The sequence below is a fragment of the Acidovorax sp. GW458-11-26-14-TSB4 genome, assembly GCF_059423865.1.
The window spans coordinates 316,180-330,807 of record NZ_JBWKYR010000005.1; the positions used below are offsets into that span (position 1 = coordinate 316,180).

Annotated in this window: 13 protein-coding genes; 4 read left to right on the forward strand and 9 right to left on the reverse strand. The window is 68.2% G+C overall.

All coding sequences use genetic code 11. The features are described 5' to 3' along the window. Positions 1-32: 32 nt before the first annotated feature. The 7 genes from ispC to rpsB form a co-directional block, all read right to left on the reverse strand. Positions 33-1,211, reverse strand: coding sequence for a 1-deoxy-D-xylulose-5-phosphate reductoisomerase (ispC, locus tag AC07X5_RS14020; RefSeq protein ID WP_494770655.1), 1,179 nt, complete (start codon positions 1,209-1,211; stop codon positions 33-35). After that, complete coding sequence (locus AC07X5_RS14025) at positions 1,208-2,065, reverse strand: phosphatidate cytidylyltransferase (RefSeq protein WP_494770656.1); 858 nt, start codon at positions 2,063-2,065, stop codon at positions 1,208-1,210. The genes ispC and AC07X5_RS14025 overlap by 4 nt, the downstream gene beginning before the upstream one ends. An 8-nt stretch (positions 2,066-2,073) precedes the next feature. Further along, on the reverse strand, positions 2,074-2,808 hold the full coding sequence (uppS, locus tag AC07X5_RS14030) for a polyprenyl diphosphate synthase (RefSeq protein ID WP_409955102.1): 735 nt from the start codon (positions 2,806-2,808) through the stop codon (positions 2,074-2,076). A gap of 23 nt (positions 2,809-2,831) precedes the next feature. After that, complete coding sequence (frr, locus tag AC07X5_RS14035) at positions 2,832-3,392, reverse strand: ribosome recycling factor (RefSeq protein WP_409955100.1); 561 nt, start codon at positions 3,390-3,392, stop codon at positions 2,832-2,834. Positions 3,393-3,445: 53 nt separating this feature from the next. Then, positions 3,446-4,168 carry a UMP kinase gene (gene pyrH, locus AC07X5_RS14040; RefSeq protein WP_007852283.1) on the reverse strand — a complete coding sequence of 241 codons (723 nt, stop codon included), beginning with the start codon at positions 4,166-4,168 and terminating at the stop codon, positions 3,446-3,448. Between the two features lie 56 nt (positions 4,169-4,224). Further along, entirely contained in the window at positions 4,225-5,154 is a 930-nt protein-coding gene (gene tsf, locus AC07X5_RS14045; protein WP_494770657.1) for a translation elongation factor Ts, read from the reverse strand. Between the two features lie 104 nt (positions 5,155-5,258). Continuing rightward, positions 5,259-6,011, reverse strand: coding sequence for a 30S ribosomal protein S2 (gene rpsB, locus AC07X5_RS14050; RefSeq protein ID WP_494770658.1), 753 nt, complete (start codon positions 6,009-6,011; stop codon positions 5,259-5,261). 168 nt (positions 6,012-6,179) lie between these two features. Between rpsB and AC07X5_RS14055 the strand changes: the two genes are divergently transcribed. From AC07X5_RS14055 to AC07X5_RS14065, 3 genes are read left to right on the forward strand one after another with little or no spacing between them, the layout of a single operon-like run. Next, on the forward strand, positions 6,180-7,514 hold the full coding sequence (locus AC07X5_RS14055) for an amidase (protein ID WP_494770659.1): 1,335 nt from the start codon (positions 6,180-6,182) through the stop codon (positions 7,512-7,514). Positions 7,515-7,562: 48 nt separating this feature from the next. Beyond that, the gene (locus AC07X5_RS14060) at positions 7,563-8,795 is read left to right on the forward strand and encodes an FAD-dependent oxidoreductase (protein ID WP_494770660.1); all 1,233 of its coding nucleotides are present in this window, start codon (positions 7,563-7,565) and stop codon (positions 8,793-8,795) included. A 53-nt stretch (positions 8,796-8,848) separates the two neighbouring features. Further along, complete coding sequence (locus AC07X5_RS14065) at positions 8,849-10,369, forward strand: NAD(P)H-hydrate dehydratase (protein WP_494770661.1); 1,521 nt, start codon at positions 8,849-8,851, stop codon at positions 10,367-10,369. Positions 10,370-10,375: 6 nt separating this feature from the next. On the opposite strand, the gene AC07X5_RS14070 is transcribed toward AC07X5_RS14065, so the two are convergent. Then, positions 10,376-11,113 (reverse strand): helix-turn-helix domain-containing protein, encoded by a 738-nt coding sequence (locus tag AC07X5_RS14070; RefSeq protein ID WP_409955090.1) that lies wholly within the window; start codon positions 11,111-11,113, stop codon positions 10,376-10,378. Positions 11,114-11,189: 76 nt separating this feature from the next. Between AC07X5_RS14070 and AC07X5_RS14075 the strand changes: the two genes are divergently transcribed. Next, positions 11,190-12,191 (forward strand): alpha/beta fold hydrolase, encoded by a 1,002-nt coding sequence (locus tag AC07X5_RS14075; RefSeq protein ID WP_409955088.1) that lies wholly within the window; start codon positions 11,190-11,192, stop codon positions 12,189-12,191. Positions 12,192-12,239: 48 nt separating this feature from the next. Here the strand turns inward: AC07X5_RS14075 and rnr are convergent, their stop codons facing one another. After that, positions 12,240-14,600: a ribonuclease R gene (rnr, locus tag AC07X5_RS14080; RefSeq protein ID WP_494770662.1), complete on the reverse strand. Its 2,361-nt coding sequence runs from the start codon at positions 14,598-14,600 to the stop codon at positions 12,240-12,242. Positions 14,601-14,628: the final 28 nt, after the last annotated feature.

The following is a 14,628-nucleotide window of genomic DNA, read 5'->3' on the forward strand; positions in this document are numbered from 1 at the left end:
GCGGCAGTCGTCAGGGAACGAAGCTGCACGCCTCAGGCGGCCAGCAGGCCGGCGGCCTGCTCTGCCGCCCTGCGCGACTGGGCGTCCAGATCGAGCAGCGCTGCCAGGGAATCCGGCTTGGAGGGCGAAACCGCATCCAAAGTTGCAAGGTTGACGGCATGAATCTGGTCAAACCGCAGCCGGCCCGACAGAAACTGCCCCACCGCCACCTCGTTGGCGGCATTGAGCACCGCCGTCGTGCCTTCGGCGGCCTTGAGCGCCTGCCAGGACAGGTGCAGGCCGGGGAAGCGGATGGCATCGGCATCCTCGAAGGCCAGCGCGCTCAGCGCCGAGAAATCGAGCCGGCTGGCGCCGCTGGCGATGCGCTCGGGCCAGGCCAGGCCCACGGCAATCGGCACGCGCATGTCGGGCGTGCCCAGCTGCGCGAGGATGGAGGCATCCTTGAACTGCACCATCGAGTGAATGATCTGCTGCGGGTGGATCACCACCTTGATCTGCTCGGGCGCCAGGTCGAACAGCCAGCGCGCCTCGATCACCTCGAGCGCCTTGTTCATCATGGTGGCCGAGTCGACCGAGATCTTGCGCCCCATCGAGAAATTGGGGTGCGCACAGGCCTGCTCGGGCGTGATCTGCGACAGCGTGGCCGGATCGCGCTGGCGGAACGGCCCGCCCGATGCCGTGAGCAGAATGCTGTCCACCCGGTCCGGCCAGGTGGCGGGATCCTCGGGCAGGCACTGGAAGATGGCCGAGTGCTCGCTGTCGATGGGCAACAGCGTGGCACCGCCTTCGCGCACCGTGTGCATGAACAGGCCGCCGCCGACCACCAGGGCTTCCTTGTTGGCCAGCAGCAGGCGCTTGCCCGTGCGCGCGGCCGCCAGGCAGGGCGCCAGGCCCGCGGCACCGACGATGGCCGCCATCACGGCATCCACATCGGGGTGGGAAGCGATGGTTTCCAGCGCGTCGGCCTCGTACAGAACGCGCGTGGCCAGGCCGTTCTGGCGCAGTTTTTCCTCAAGCTGGCGCGCGTGGGGCGCACTGGCCATCACCGCAAAGCGGGGGGTGAACTGCGCGCACTGTGCCAGCATCAGGTCCACCTGCGTGGCCGCACTCAGCGCAAAGATCTCGAAGCGTTCAGGGTGGCGCGCCACCACATCCAGGGTGCTGGTCCCGATGGAACCGGTCGATCCGAGAACGGTAAGCCGTTGTTTCATAGAGGGGTCGTCAGGCTCGTGAGCATCATCGCCAGGGGAAGGGTGGGCAGCAGGGCATCCACGCGGTCGAGCACACCGCCATGGCCTGGCAGCAGGTTGCTGCTGTCCTTGACGCCGGCGCTGCGCTTGATGAGCGACTCCACCAGGTCACCGGAAACACTCATCGCCGTCATGAACAGCGCCGCCACCACCAGCAGCCACCAGCCCTGGCGGGCCATGCGGCTATAGAAGCTGAGCACCTCGGCCTGCCAGTGGGCATCGGCCGCCACCCAGGCGAACGAGAGCACCAGCACGCCGGCCAAACCGCCCCACACACCCTCCCAGCTCTTGCCGGGGCTGATGGACGGGGCCAGCTTGCCTTTGGTGAAGCGCAGGCCGAAGGCGCGGCCGGCAAAATAGGCAAAGATGTCGGCGACCCAGACCAGGACCAGCACCGACAGCAGGAAGTTGATGCCCACATGGCGCGCCTGCACCACGGCCAGCCAGGCCAGCCACAGGGCCAGCACACCGGCCACCAGGCGCACGGCTGCCGGGATGCGCGGCCAGCCGGGCACCCCGGCGCGCAGCAGCCAGGCCGTGCCCAGCACCCACAGCGCGCCGCCCACAACCCACAGCACGGTCAGTGGCTGCGTGAGCCAGCCCAGGGCCCATGAGCCCAGGCACAGCGCCACGCAGGTCGCGCCTACCGCCAGCGATCCGGCCTGGCCGAAACCGCACAGCCGCCCCCACTCCCATGCGCCGCCGGCCATGAGCACCAGCACCACCACGGTGAAGGGCAGCGGGGAGCCATAGAACAGGGCTGGCAGCAGGATGGCCAGCAGGACAAGGGCAGTGATGACGCGCTGTTTGAGCATGGGGCCTTTCAGCCCGGCATCGGATCGGGATGCGCGGACGGGGAGATCTGTTCAGAGGTTTTACCGAAGCGGCGCTCCCGCGCACTGTAAGCCGCAATCGCCTCGTCCAGTGCGGATTCATCGAAATCCGGCCACAACCGGTCGCTGAAGACCAGTTCCGAATAAGCAATCTGCCAGAGCAGGAAGTTGCTGATGCGCATCTCGCCGCCCGTGCGGACCACCAGGTCCGGGTCGGGCACATGGGCCATGCCCATGGCCGCATTCAGGCTGGCTTCGGTGATGGGCTCGCCCTTCGCGGCGAGCGCCGCCGCGGCCTGGGCAATGTCCCAGCGGCCACCGTAGTTGAAGCAGACGTTGAGCACCAGACGCGTGTTGTGGGCCGTGGCGGCTTCGGCCTGGGCCAGGCCGTCACGCACCTTGGGCGACAGGCCGGCGCGTTCACCCACGAAGTACAGGCGCACGCCGTCCTTCGTGAGCTGGGGCACCTCGCGCGCCAGCGCCATGGCCAACAGCTCCATCAGGCCCGAAACCTCTTCGGCCGGCCGGTTCCAGTTCTCGGACGAGAAGGCGAAGACGGTGAGCACGCCCACGCCCCGCTCCACGCAGGCGCGTGCGCAGCGGCGCAGTGAATCAACCCCTTGCTTGTGACCAGCCAGGCGCGGCAGGAAGCGGCGCGTGGCCCAGCGGCCGTTGCCATCCATGACGATGGCGATGTGGTGCGGCACCACCGGAGATACAGACATGTGAACGATCAAGCCCCTGGGGCTCAAACCGCCATGATTTCCTGTTCCTTGGCCGCCACCAGCGCATCGACTTCGGCGATGTGCCGGTCGGTGACCTTCTGCACGTCGGTTTCGGCGCGCTTCTGGTCGTCTTCGGAGGCCAGCTTGTCCTTGACCAGCTTCTTCACGGATTCGTTGGCGTCGCGGCGCAGGTTGCGCACGGCGATCTTGGCGCTCTCGCCCTCGGAGCGGGCCAGCTTGGTCATTTCCTTGCGGCGCTCCTCGCTCATGGGCGGCATGGGCACGCGGATCAGGTCGCCCATGGAGGCCGGGTTCAGGCCCAGGTCGCTTTCGCGGATGGCCTTTTCGATCTTGGCGCCCATGCCCTTTTCCCAGGGCTGCACACTGATGGTGCGCGAGTCGATCAGCGCCACGTTGGCCACCTGGGAGAGGGGCACGAAGGAGCCGTAGTACTCGACCTGCACGGCATCGAGCAGCGCGGGGTTGGCGCGGCCGGTGCGGATCTTCTGCAGGTTGTTCTTGAAGGCCGCGATGGACTGGTCCATCTTGGTCTCTGCGTTCTTCTTGATGTCGGCAATCGTCATGTTTTTCTCCTCGGGGCGGAACCTGCAGCAAGCATGGCGCCCGCTGCTCTTCGTCAGGCGTAAACCAGCGTTCCCTCGTCCTCACCCATCACCACGCGCTTGAGCGCGCCGTGCTTGATGATGGAGAACACCCGCACCGGCAGCTTCTGGTCACGGCACAGGGCAAACGCGGTCGCATCCATGATGCCCAGGTTGCGGGACATGGCCTCGTCGAAGCTGAGCTTCGTGTAGCGCGTGGCCGTGGGGTCCTTCTGGGGGTCGGCAGTATAAACGCCGTCCACCTTGGTGGCCTTGAGCACCAGCTCGGCGCCGATTTCAGCGCCACGCAGGGCCGCAGCCGTGTCGGTGGTGAAGAAGGGGTTGCCGGTGCCGGCCGCGAAGACCACCACCTTGCCCTCTTCGAGGTACTGCAGCGCCTTGGGGCGCACGTAGGGCTCGACCACCTGCTCGATGGCGATGGCGGACATCACGCGGGCGATCAGGCCCTGCTTGTCCATCGCATCGGCCAGGGCCAGCGCGTTCATCACGGTGGCCAGCATGCCCATGTAGTCGGCAGTGGCCCGGTCCATGCCGACCGAGCCGCCCGCGACACCACGGAAGATGTTGCCCCCACCGATCACCACTGCCACCTGCACACCCAGGCGGGTGACTTCGGCAATCTCCTCGACCATGCGCACGATCGTGGCACGGTTGATGCCGAAGGCATCATCCCCCATCAGCGCCTCACCAGACAGCTTGAGCAGGATGCGCTTGTGGGCTGGTGCAGCGTTGGACATGGGAAATTTCTCCGGTAGGTGGTTCTGGGCTTTGGTGGGGTTGTTGCAGGGAACGATCAGGCGGCGGCCTTGGCGGCTGCCACCTGGGCGGCCACTTCGGCGGCGAAGTCGTCGACCTTCTTCTCGATGCCTTCGCCCACCACGTACAGGGTGAAGCCCTTGACGGTGGTGTTGGTGGCCTTGAGCATCTGCTCGACGGTCTGCTTGCCGTCCGCAGCCTTCACGAAGACCTGGTTGAACAGCGAGACTTCCTTGAGGTACTTCTGCACGCCGCCTTCGATGCGCTTGGCAACGATCTCGTCGGACTGCACGGGCTTGCCTTCGGCTTCGGCCTTGGCCTTGTCTTCAGCCGCCTTGGCAGCAGCGACCGAGCGCTCTTTTTCGATCAGGTCGGCTGGCACGTCGGCGCTGGTCAGGGCCACGGGCTTCATGGCAGCCACGTGCATGGCCACATCCTTGGCAGCCGTTTCGTCGCCTTCGAACTCGACGACCACGCCGATGCGCGTGCCGTGCAGGTACGAGGCCAGCTTGTTGCTGCCGCTGAACTGCTTGAAGCGGCGGAAGGACATGTTCTCGCCGATCTTGCCGATCAGGCCCTTGCGCACGTCTTCCAGCGTGGGGCCGAAGCTGTCCTGCTCATAGGCCAGGGCGCCCAGGGCCGCCACGTCGGCGGGGTTGTGCTTGGCGACCAGCTCGGCAGCGGCATTGGCCAGTGCGATGAAGCTGTCGTTCTTGCTCACGAAGTCGGTTTCGCTGTTCACTTCGACTAGGGCGCCGGTGTTGCCGCTGATGAAGCTGGCGACCACGCCTTCGGCGGTGATGCGCGAAGCGGCCTTGCCGGCCTTGGTGCCCAGCTTGACGCGCAGCAGCTCTTCGGCCTTGGCCATGTCGCCATCGGCTTCCGTCAGGGCCTTCTTGCATTCCATCATGGGGGCATCGGTCTTGCCACGCAGTTCGGCAACCATGCTTGCGGTAATTGCAGCCATCTTTATTCCTTCGGTGTTCAGTTCAGTGATTTCAGACTCGGGCTAAAAAAAAGGGGGCCAACAGAGCCCCGCTTTTGTTCGCGACGGATCGCGCAGCCGGGCTATCAGGCAGCGGCTTCTTGCACTTCCACGAATTCGTCGCTGCTCTCGGCGGAGGCGGCCTTGACGACTTCGTTCACTGCGTTGGCACGGCCTTCGATGATCGCGTCGGCGATACCGCGGGCGTACAGCGTCACGGCCTTGGCCGAGTCGTCGTTGCCGGGGATCACGTAGTCGATGCCTTCAGGCGAGTGGTTCGTGTCGACCACACCGATCAGCGGGATGCCGAGCTTCTTGGCTTCGGCCACGGCGATCTTGTGGAAGCCCACGTCGATGATGAAGATGGCGTCGGGCAGGGCAGCCATGTCCTGGATGCCGCCAATGTCCTTCTCGAGCTTCTCGATCTCACGGGTGAAGGTGAGCTGCTCCTTCTTGCTCAGGCTGTCCAGGCCGGTTTCCAGCTGGGCCTTCATGTCCTTCAGGCGCTTGATCGAGGTCTTCACGGTCTTGAAGTTCGTCAGCATGCCGCCCAGCCAGCGCTGGTCAACGAAAGGAACGCCGGCGCGCTGCGCTTCGGCGGACAGGATTTCGCGGGCCTGGCGCTTCGTGCCGACCATCAGGATCGTGCCGCGGTTGGCAGCCAGTTGCTTGGCGAACTTCTGTGCTTCCTGGAACAGTGGCAGCGACTTTTCCAGGTTGATGATGTGGATCTTGTTGCGATGGCCGAAGATGTAGGGGGCCATCTTGGGGTTCCAGAAGCGGGTTTGGTGACCGAAGTGGACACCGGCTTCCAGCATTTCGCGCATGGTAACGGACATGAAAATACTCCAAAGGTTAGGTCTAAAATCAGCCCCAATATTTGCAACGCCGTGTTTCCCACGAGCGCCGCAACACCTTGACAGGGCTGGTTTGCGATTGATTTGGCGAAAGCCGCAACGCAAAAGACGCTACTGCTCCCAGCAAAACCCAAGGATTCTAGCACACCCATGCTCCCCGACCTTCTGGAAACCCGCTCGGCCCTGCGGACAGGCGCCAGCACCCCGGCTGCCGAGCTCGAACGCTGCATCGCCGCCGCCCAGGCCCCGGCCAACGCCCACACCTTCCTGCAGACCCATTTCGACACGGCGCGCACCACCGCGGTGCAATCCGGCATCGGCCACCAGCCCCTGGCCGGGCTGGCGGTCTCGGTCAAGGACCTGTTCGACATCGCCGGCCAACCCACGGCAGCGGGCTCCACTGCGCTGGCCGGCAGCACCCCGGCACCACAGGACAGCCCGGCCGTGGCCCGCCTGCGCGCGGCGGGCGCGAGCCTCATCGGCCGCACGAACATGGTCGAGTTCGCCTTTTCCGGCGTGGGGGTGAACCCCCACTTCGGCACGCCGGCAGCGTTCGACGGGCGTTTCGGCGCCCTGCCCGGCGAGGCGCGCGTGCCCGGTGGATCCTCCAGCGGTGCCGCCGTCTCGGTGGCCACGGGCGCGGCCTTCGTGGGCCTGGGTTCGGACACGGGCGGCTCCATCCGCATCCCGGCTGCCCTGAACGGCATCGTGGGCTTCAAAAACACGCAGCGCCTGGTGCCCACCACGGGTGCCGTGCCCCTGTCCACCACGCTCGACACCGCCTGCGCCATGACGCGCAGCGTGCGCGACGCCATCCTGGTCCACGAGCTGCTGTCGGCCACGCGCGTCACGCGCAGCCCGGCCCCGCTGGCCGGCTACCGCCTGGCCGTGCCCACCACGCTGTTCCTGGACGGCATGGACGCCACGGTAGCCAAGGCCTTCGAGCGCACCCTGGGTATCCTGCGCCGTGCCGGCGCGCGCATCGACACCATCGCCCTGCCCGAGGCGGCCGAGCAGCCCGCCTACGGCTTCTCGCCACCCGAAGCCTATGCCTGGCACCGTGGGCTGCTGGCCACCAAGGGCGCCCAGTACGACCCGCGGGTGCGTGCCCGCATCGAAAAGGGCGCCACGCTGGCGGCCTGGGAGTACATCGCCCTCCTCGACCTGCGCCGCGCCTGGCAAGCGCGCATGCATGCCGCCATCTACCGCTACGACGCCCTGCTCTCGCCCACCGTGCCGATCACGGCACCCACGGCTGCCAGCGTGGCGCCCGGCGCCGAGCGCGACGAAGAGTTCTTCCGCGTCAACACCCTGCTGTTGCGCAACACCAGCCTGGTGAACCTGCTGGACGGCTGCGCCCTGTCGCTGCCCTGCCATGTGCAGGGGGAACTCCCGGTCGGCCTGATGGTCTGGCATGGGGCACTGCGCGACGATGGCGTATTGAACGCCGGCCTGCGCATCGAAGAAGCACTGCAAGAAATATAACAATTGCAGTTTGCTGCAAAGCAGCAAACGCAGCCCATACTCCCATTCATGAAGATTGCCATCGTGGGCGCCGGCATCATCGGCGTCACCACCGCATACGAGCTGGCCCGCGACGGCCATGAGGTCACCGTGTTCGAGCAGCGCAACGCCGCCGCCGAAGATGCCAGCTTTGCGACCGCCGGCCTGCTGGCCCCCGTGCTGCCCACCCCCTGGTCGCTGCCGGGCATGGCACCGGCCGCACGCCTCATGGGCGCCCAATCCACCGTGCGCCTGGCCCAGGGCTTCAGCCGGGCCGATGTGTCCTGGCTCTGGAACTGGAAGCGCCTGGCCAAACGAGGCCCCGGGCCCGCCACCGCGCTGGAGCGCCTGGCCCAGTACAGCCTGGAACGCACGCTCCAGATCGCCACCGAGCACGAGCTCGACTTCGAGGGCACGCCCGGCCGCCTGCTACTGCTGCGCACCGAGCAGGACCGTGCCAGCATCCAGCCCATGCTGCAGTGCCTGCGCGATGCGGGCGTGGCGGTGCAGGAGATCGACGCCGCGGCTGCGCAGAAGCTCGAGCCCGGCCTGCACCCCGAAACCACCCTGGCAGGCGCCATATCGCTGCCCGGCGCTGCAGCGGGCAACTGCCGCCTGTTTGCCCAGTTGCTGCGCCAGGGCACCCAGGCCGGGGGCGTGCACTTCGCCTTCGGCACACGCGTGGAGCGCCTGTCCACCAGCCCCACCGGCCTGGTGCTGCAGGGCGATGCCAGCACCCACCGCTTCGATGCCGTGGTGCTGTGCGCCGGCATGGCCTCGGCCGCATTGCTGCCCGCCATCGGCCTGCCGCTGCCCCTGACGGCGGTGTACGGCTATTCCATCAGCGCACCGCTGCGCGAGGACACGCATGCGCCGCAGGCCAGCGTGGTCGATGTACAGCAGCAGATCAGCATCACCCGCCTGGGCCTGCGCGTGCGCGTGGCCGGCGGGGCGGAACTGGGCAGCGCCGACGCCGAGCACCACGCCCCCACGCTGGCGCGCCTGTACCGCACGCTCAACGACTGGTTCCCGGGCGGTGCCCAGCTTTCTTCAGGCGTGCAGGCCTGGCGCGGCGCGCGCACCATGCTGCCCGATGGCGCCCCGGTGATCGGCGCCAGCGGCATTCCCGGCCTGTGGCTCAACACCGGCCACGGCACCAGCGGATTTGCGCTGGCCAGCGGCAGCGCACGCGCGATTGCCGACCTGGTGGCCCAACGCAGCCCCGAGATCAACCTCGACGGGCTGGGCTTGCGGCGGTTTTGAGCCTGCAGGGAGCAGGTCGGCGCACAATGCAGCGGCCACATTGCCCGCCTGCCATGCACCGCATCACCCCCCACCAGCCCCATGCCCTGCACAACACCGCCGCCACGCGCCGCATCGAGCGCGCGGCCGCTGACAGCCTGCCGGCCCACACGCTGATGCAGCGCGCCGGCCAGGCCGTGGCGCAGTTGGCGCAGGCCCTGGCGCCCCATGCGCGCACGGTGTGGATTGCCTGCGGCGCGGGCAACAACGGCGGCGATGGACTGGAGGCCGCCATGCACCTGCGGCGCAGCGGCCGCCGCGTGGTGGTGACCTGGCTGGGCACGCCCGAGACCGCCCCACCCGATGCGCGCCAATCGTGGGAGCGCGCCCTGGCCGCAGGCGTGGAGTGGGCCGACACCGCCCCGGACACCCTGACCGAGGCAGACCTGTGCATCGACGCCCTGCTCGGCATCGGCATCACCGCACCCGCGCACGGCAGCGCCCCACGCCCGCCCAACGAGCGACTGCAGGCCTGCCTGCGGCAGTTGCAGGCCAGCGCCGCCCCGGTGCTGTCGGTGGACTTGCCCTCGGGCCTCGATGCGGACACCGGCCAGTTCGGCGCAGGCCTGGCACCCGAAGCGCTCCTGCACCATGCCGCCTCTCCACGGCATACGCTGAGCCTGCTCACGCTCAAGCCTGGGCTGTTCACCGCCGCCGGGCGCGACGCGGCCGGCAGCGTCTGGCTCGACGACCTGGGTGTGGCACCGGGACACGAACCACCCAATGCCTGGCTGTGCGGCCCGCCACTGCCCGCGCCACGCCAGCACGCCAGCCACAAGGGCAGCCATGGCGACGTGGCCGTGATCGGTGGTGAAGGCCTGGCCCAGCGCGGCATGGGCATGGCCGGTGCAGCCCTGCTGGCAGCCTCGGCCGCACTGCACCAGGGCGCGGGCCGCGTGCTGGTGGCCCCGCTGGATGCCGGCCATCTGGAGGTGGACACGGGCCAGCCGGAGTTGATGCTGCGCCGCTTCGGCGCGCTGGACCTCGCGGAGCTCACGGTGGTGTGCGGCTGCGGCGGCGGCGAGGCCGTCGCCAGCGTGCTGCGCGAGGTGATCGCGCGCTCCGCACGCCTGGTGCTGGACGCCGACGCCCTGAACGCCATCTCCCTCGATGCCGCACTGCACGCCCTGGTGGTGGCGCGCGGCCAGCACGGCCAGCCCACCGTGCTCACGCCGCACCCCCTGGAGGCCGCGCGCCTGCTCGGCCTCACCACCGCCGAAGTACAGGCCGACCGGCTGAATGCCGCCCAGCAACTGGCCGCACAGTTCAACTGCGTGGCCGTGCTCAAGGGTTCGGGCACGGTGATCAGCGCGGCCGACCGCGTGCCCGCCATCAACCCCACGGGCAATGGCCTGCTGGCCACCGCCGGCACCGGCGACGTGCTGGCCGGCATGGTGGGCTCACGCCTGGCTGCGGGTGCCAGCGCGCTGCGCGCCGCGAGCGAGGCCGTCTACGCCCATGGCCTGGCTGCGGACCACTGGCCCGAAGGCCTGGCCCTGACGGCCAGCGCACTGGCACGGCGGATCGGCCGCTGACCACCACTACGGCACCAGCACCACCTCCTTCAGGGGCTTGAGCACGCTCGAAGGCGTCATGCCGAAGGTCTGGCGGAACATGCGGCTGAAATGCGCCGAGTCGGAAAACGCGCCATGCAGGGCCGCATCCGTCAGGCGCGGGCTGGTCGCCAGCCCCGCCATCGCCAGGCGCACCTGCGACCACACCCGGTAGCTGCGCAGGCTGACACCCATCTCGGCGCGGAACAGGTGGTTGAAGCGCGAGGCCGACAGCTGCACGCCCGCCGCCAGTCCGTCGCGCAAAAGTCGCTGATCCCCGGGGGTACGCAGGGCCTGCAGGCTGCGCAGCACGCGCGCGTCGAGCGGTGCCGCCGGCGCCCACTGCAGCCGCAACAGGGCATGCAGGTCGAAGTGGCGCAGGTACCCCTCCATGGCGCTGCGCGCACCCACAGGGATGGCCACATCCAGGACCACGGGCCCTCGCCGATCAAACTGGCGGCGCAGGCCACGCGCCTCGCGCGAGTCGGGCTCCAGGTACATCAGCGCCACCTGCTCGCCCCAGGGGTCCAGCAGGTGATGCACCCCCGCATCGACCAGCGCGCTGTGGCAGGTTTCGACTTCACCGGGCTTGAGGTGCAGGGCAAATCGGCCCGACAGTCCGATAAGCAGCACGGGAGCAGCATGGCAATGCCAGCCCGTCGCGGGCAGATCCCCCACATAGAGCGCGCGGTCAGACCCGAGGGTCAGGGTGCTGTGTGTCGGCATAGCCCAAACATGCAAGTTTTCAAACGGCACTCCCGGTAGCCTTCAACGGCAATCCATCCACAACGGAGACCTGTTCTTGAAGCGCATCCTCATTTCTACCGCCGCGGCACTGGCACTGGCCACCACCGCGCTCTACTACGGCACCCCCACCCTGTTCAAGCAGCCGCTGCTGGACCTCAATCGCCAGCTCTCGGGCCTTTCGGCCACAACCGTCCGCATCGCGGGGCACGAGGTGCACTACCTGGACAGCGGACCCACCCAGCCCGGCACTGCGCAAGGCCACGATGGCCTGCCCATCATCCTTCTGCATGGTATTTTTGCAGAGAAGGACCACTGGGCAGACTTTGCGCGCCCGATCACCGCCACGCACCGCGTGATCGCCCCCGACCTGCCAGGCTTTGGCGAAAGCACGCGCGACGAGGCCCAGCCCTATGACTACGCAGCCCACACCAGGCGCCTGCGCGAGCTGATGGATGCCTGGGGCATAGCCAAGGCCCACCTGGCGGGCAACTCGATGGGCGGCACCATTGCCGCACTGCTGGCGCAGGAACACCCGGATCGCGTGGCCAGCGTGGCCTTCATCGGCGCACCGCACGGCCTGCGTTCGCCGCAGGCGAGCCGCATGGACCGGCTCATCGACGCCGGCCAGCGCCCGCTGGTAGCGCACGACGCGGCAGCGTTCGAGGCCATGATGGCGCTGGTGTTCGAAAAGCGCCCCTTCCTGCCCTACCCCATCCTGCACGCCAGCGAGCAGGACGCGCTGCGCAACGCGGCATCCAACACACGGCTGTGGGACGCCCAGCTCAAGGACCGGTACCTGCTGGAGCAACGGCTGGCGACCCGCCTGCGGCAGCCCACGCTGGCCCTCTGGGGCGAGCAGGACCGGGTGTTCGACATCTCGGGCAGCGAGACACTGCGCGCCCTGCTGCCGGGCGCGCACATCGATCGCCTGGCCGGCATCGGCCACCTGCCCATGATGGAGGCCCCCGGCGACTCGGCGCAGCGCTATCTCACCTTCCTGCAACAAGCACAACAGCCGGGCCCCACGGACCAGCCCCAGGCCGCCGCCCGCCCATGAAAAATGGCGGCCCGCGCCTGCACAGGCCGCCATGGTCCGGTGCCTGGCTCAGCTGCGGCGCGGCTTGCGGCCCTTGCTGGTCTTGCCGCCGGGCTTGCCATTGCCGGCCGCCTTCTTCACCGACGCCTTGAGCTCCTGGATGGGCGAGCGCGCAGCGCGCTCGCGCGTGAGCGATGCCATCTCGGTGGCCGAGGGATCGGCGGCCTTCGCCTTGGGCCGGCCACCGCTACTGGAGCGACCACTGCTGCCGCCCTTGCGCGGGCCCTTGCCGGAGCCGCCATGGCCGTCCTGCGACACGCCCTTGTCCTTGAGCGCACGCCCCAACAGTTCCTCGCCCTCGCGCACCAGGCGGAAGTCGATCTTGCGGCCATCAAGGTCCACGCGGCTGACCTGCACGCGCACGCGCGCGCCGATGGCGTAGCGGATGCCGGTGCGCTCACCACGCAGTTCCTGGCGTGCCTCGTCGAACTTGTAGTACTCGCCACCGAGTTCGGTGATGTGCACCAGGCCTTCGACGTACATGGCATCGAGCGTGACGAAGATGCCGAAGCTCGTCGCCGCGCTGACCACGCCGCTGAACTCCTCGCCCAGGTGCTCGCGCATGTACTTGCACTTGAGCCAGGCCTCGACGTCGCGGCTGGCCTCGTCGGCCCGGCGCTCGTTGGCGCTGCAGTGCAGGCCCGCGGCCTCCCAGGCCTGGACCTCGCGGCTCGGCGGCTTCACGTCCTTGCGCGGCTTCATGCCGGGCGCGGCCACGCGCGAGGCCAGGCGCTTGGCCAGCTTGGCATGGGCTTCGCCCGGCGTGGGCAGCGAGGGCAGCTTGTACTGCGTCTTGCCCAGGATGGCCTTGATCACGCGGTGCACCAGCAGGTCCGGATAGCGCCGGATCGGGCTGGTGAAATGGGTATACGCCTCGAAAGCCAGGCCGAAGTGGCCGCTGTTGATGGGCGTGTAGATGGCCTGCTGCATGGAGCGCAGCAGCATGGTGTGGATCTGCTGCGCGTCGGGGCGGTCCTTGGTGGCTTCGGCGATGGCCTGGAACTCCGAAGGCTTGGGGTCGTCGCCGATGGTCATGCCCACGGCCATGGCCTTGAGGTAGTTGCGCAGGATCTCCTGCTTCTCGGGCGTGGGGCCTTCGTGCACGCGGAACAGGCCGGGCTGGCCGCCCTGGGCGATGAAGTCGGCGCTGCAGACGTTGGCGGCCAGCATGGCCTCCTCGATGAGCTTGTGCGCGTCGTTGCGGGTGCGCGGCACGATCTTCTCGATGCGGCCGTTCTCGTCGCAGATGATCTGCGTCTCGGTGGTCTCGAAGTCCACAGCGCCGCGCTGGCCGCGTGCCACCAGCAGCGCGCGGTACACGTCGTGCAGGTTGAGCAGGTCCTTGACCCGGTCCTTGCGCTTGCTGGCCTCGGGGCCGCGCGTGTTGGCCAGGATGGCGGCGACCTCGGTGTACGTGAAGCGCGCATGGCTGAACATCACGGCCGGGTAGAACTGGTAGGCATGCACCTCGCCCTTGGCCGTGACCAGCATGTCGCAGACCATGCACAGGCGTTCCACCTCGGGGTTGAGCGAGCAAAGGCCGTTGGACAGCTTCTCGGGCAGCATGGGGATCACGCGGCGCGGGAAGTACACGCTGGTCGCACGGTCATAGGCATCGATGTCGATGGCGCTGCCGGTCTCCACATAGTGGCTCACATCGGCGATGGCCACCAGCAGGCGCCAACCCTTGCCACGGCCCACGCGCGCGGGCTCGCAGTACACGGCATCGTCGAAGTCGCGCGCGTCCTCGCCGTCGATGGTGACCAGGGGCACATCGGTCAGGTCCACGCGGCGCTTCTTGTCCTGCGCGCGCACCTTGTCGGGCAGCTCCTTGGCCTGGGCCAGGCACTCGGCCGAGAACTCGTGCGGCACGCCGTACTTGCGCACGGCGATCTCGATCTCCATGCCGGGGTCGTCGACCTCGCCCAGAACTTCGGTGATGCGGCCCACGGGCTGGCCGAACAGGGCCGGCGGTTCGGTGAGCTCGACCACGACCACCTGGCCGGGCTTGGCCGCACCGGTGGCGCCCTTGGGGATCAGCACGTCCTGGCCGTAGCGCTTGTCCTCCGGTGCGACCAGCCAGACACCGCTTTCCTGCAGCAGGCGACCGATGATGGGCTGCGGCGGGCGCTCGATGATCTCGACCACGCGGCCTTCGGGACGGCCCCGGCGGTCCTGGCGCACGATGCGCACGCGCACACGGTCCTTGTGCAGCACGGCACGCATTTCGTTGGGGGGAATGTAGATGTCGCCTTCGCCGTCGTCACGCACGACGAAACCATGGCCATCACGGTGCCCCTGCACGCTTCCTTCAATTTCGTCCGACAAATGTGCAGCCGAAGCGCTGGGGGTGTTTTTTTTGATATACAATCTGAGTCTTTCCTGAAATGCCCAGGTG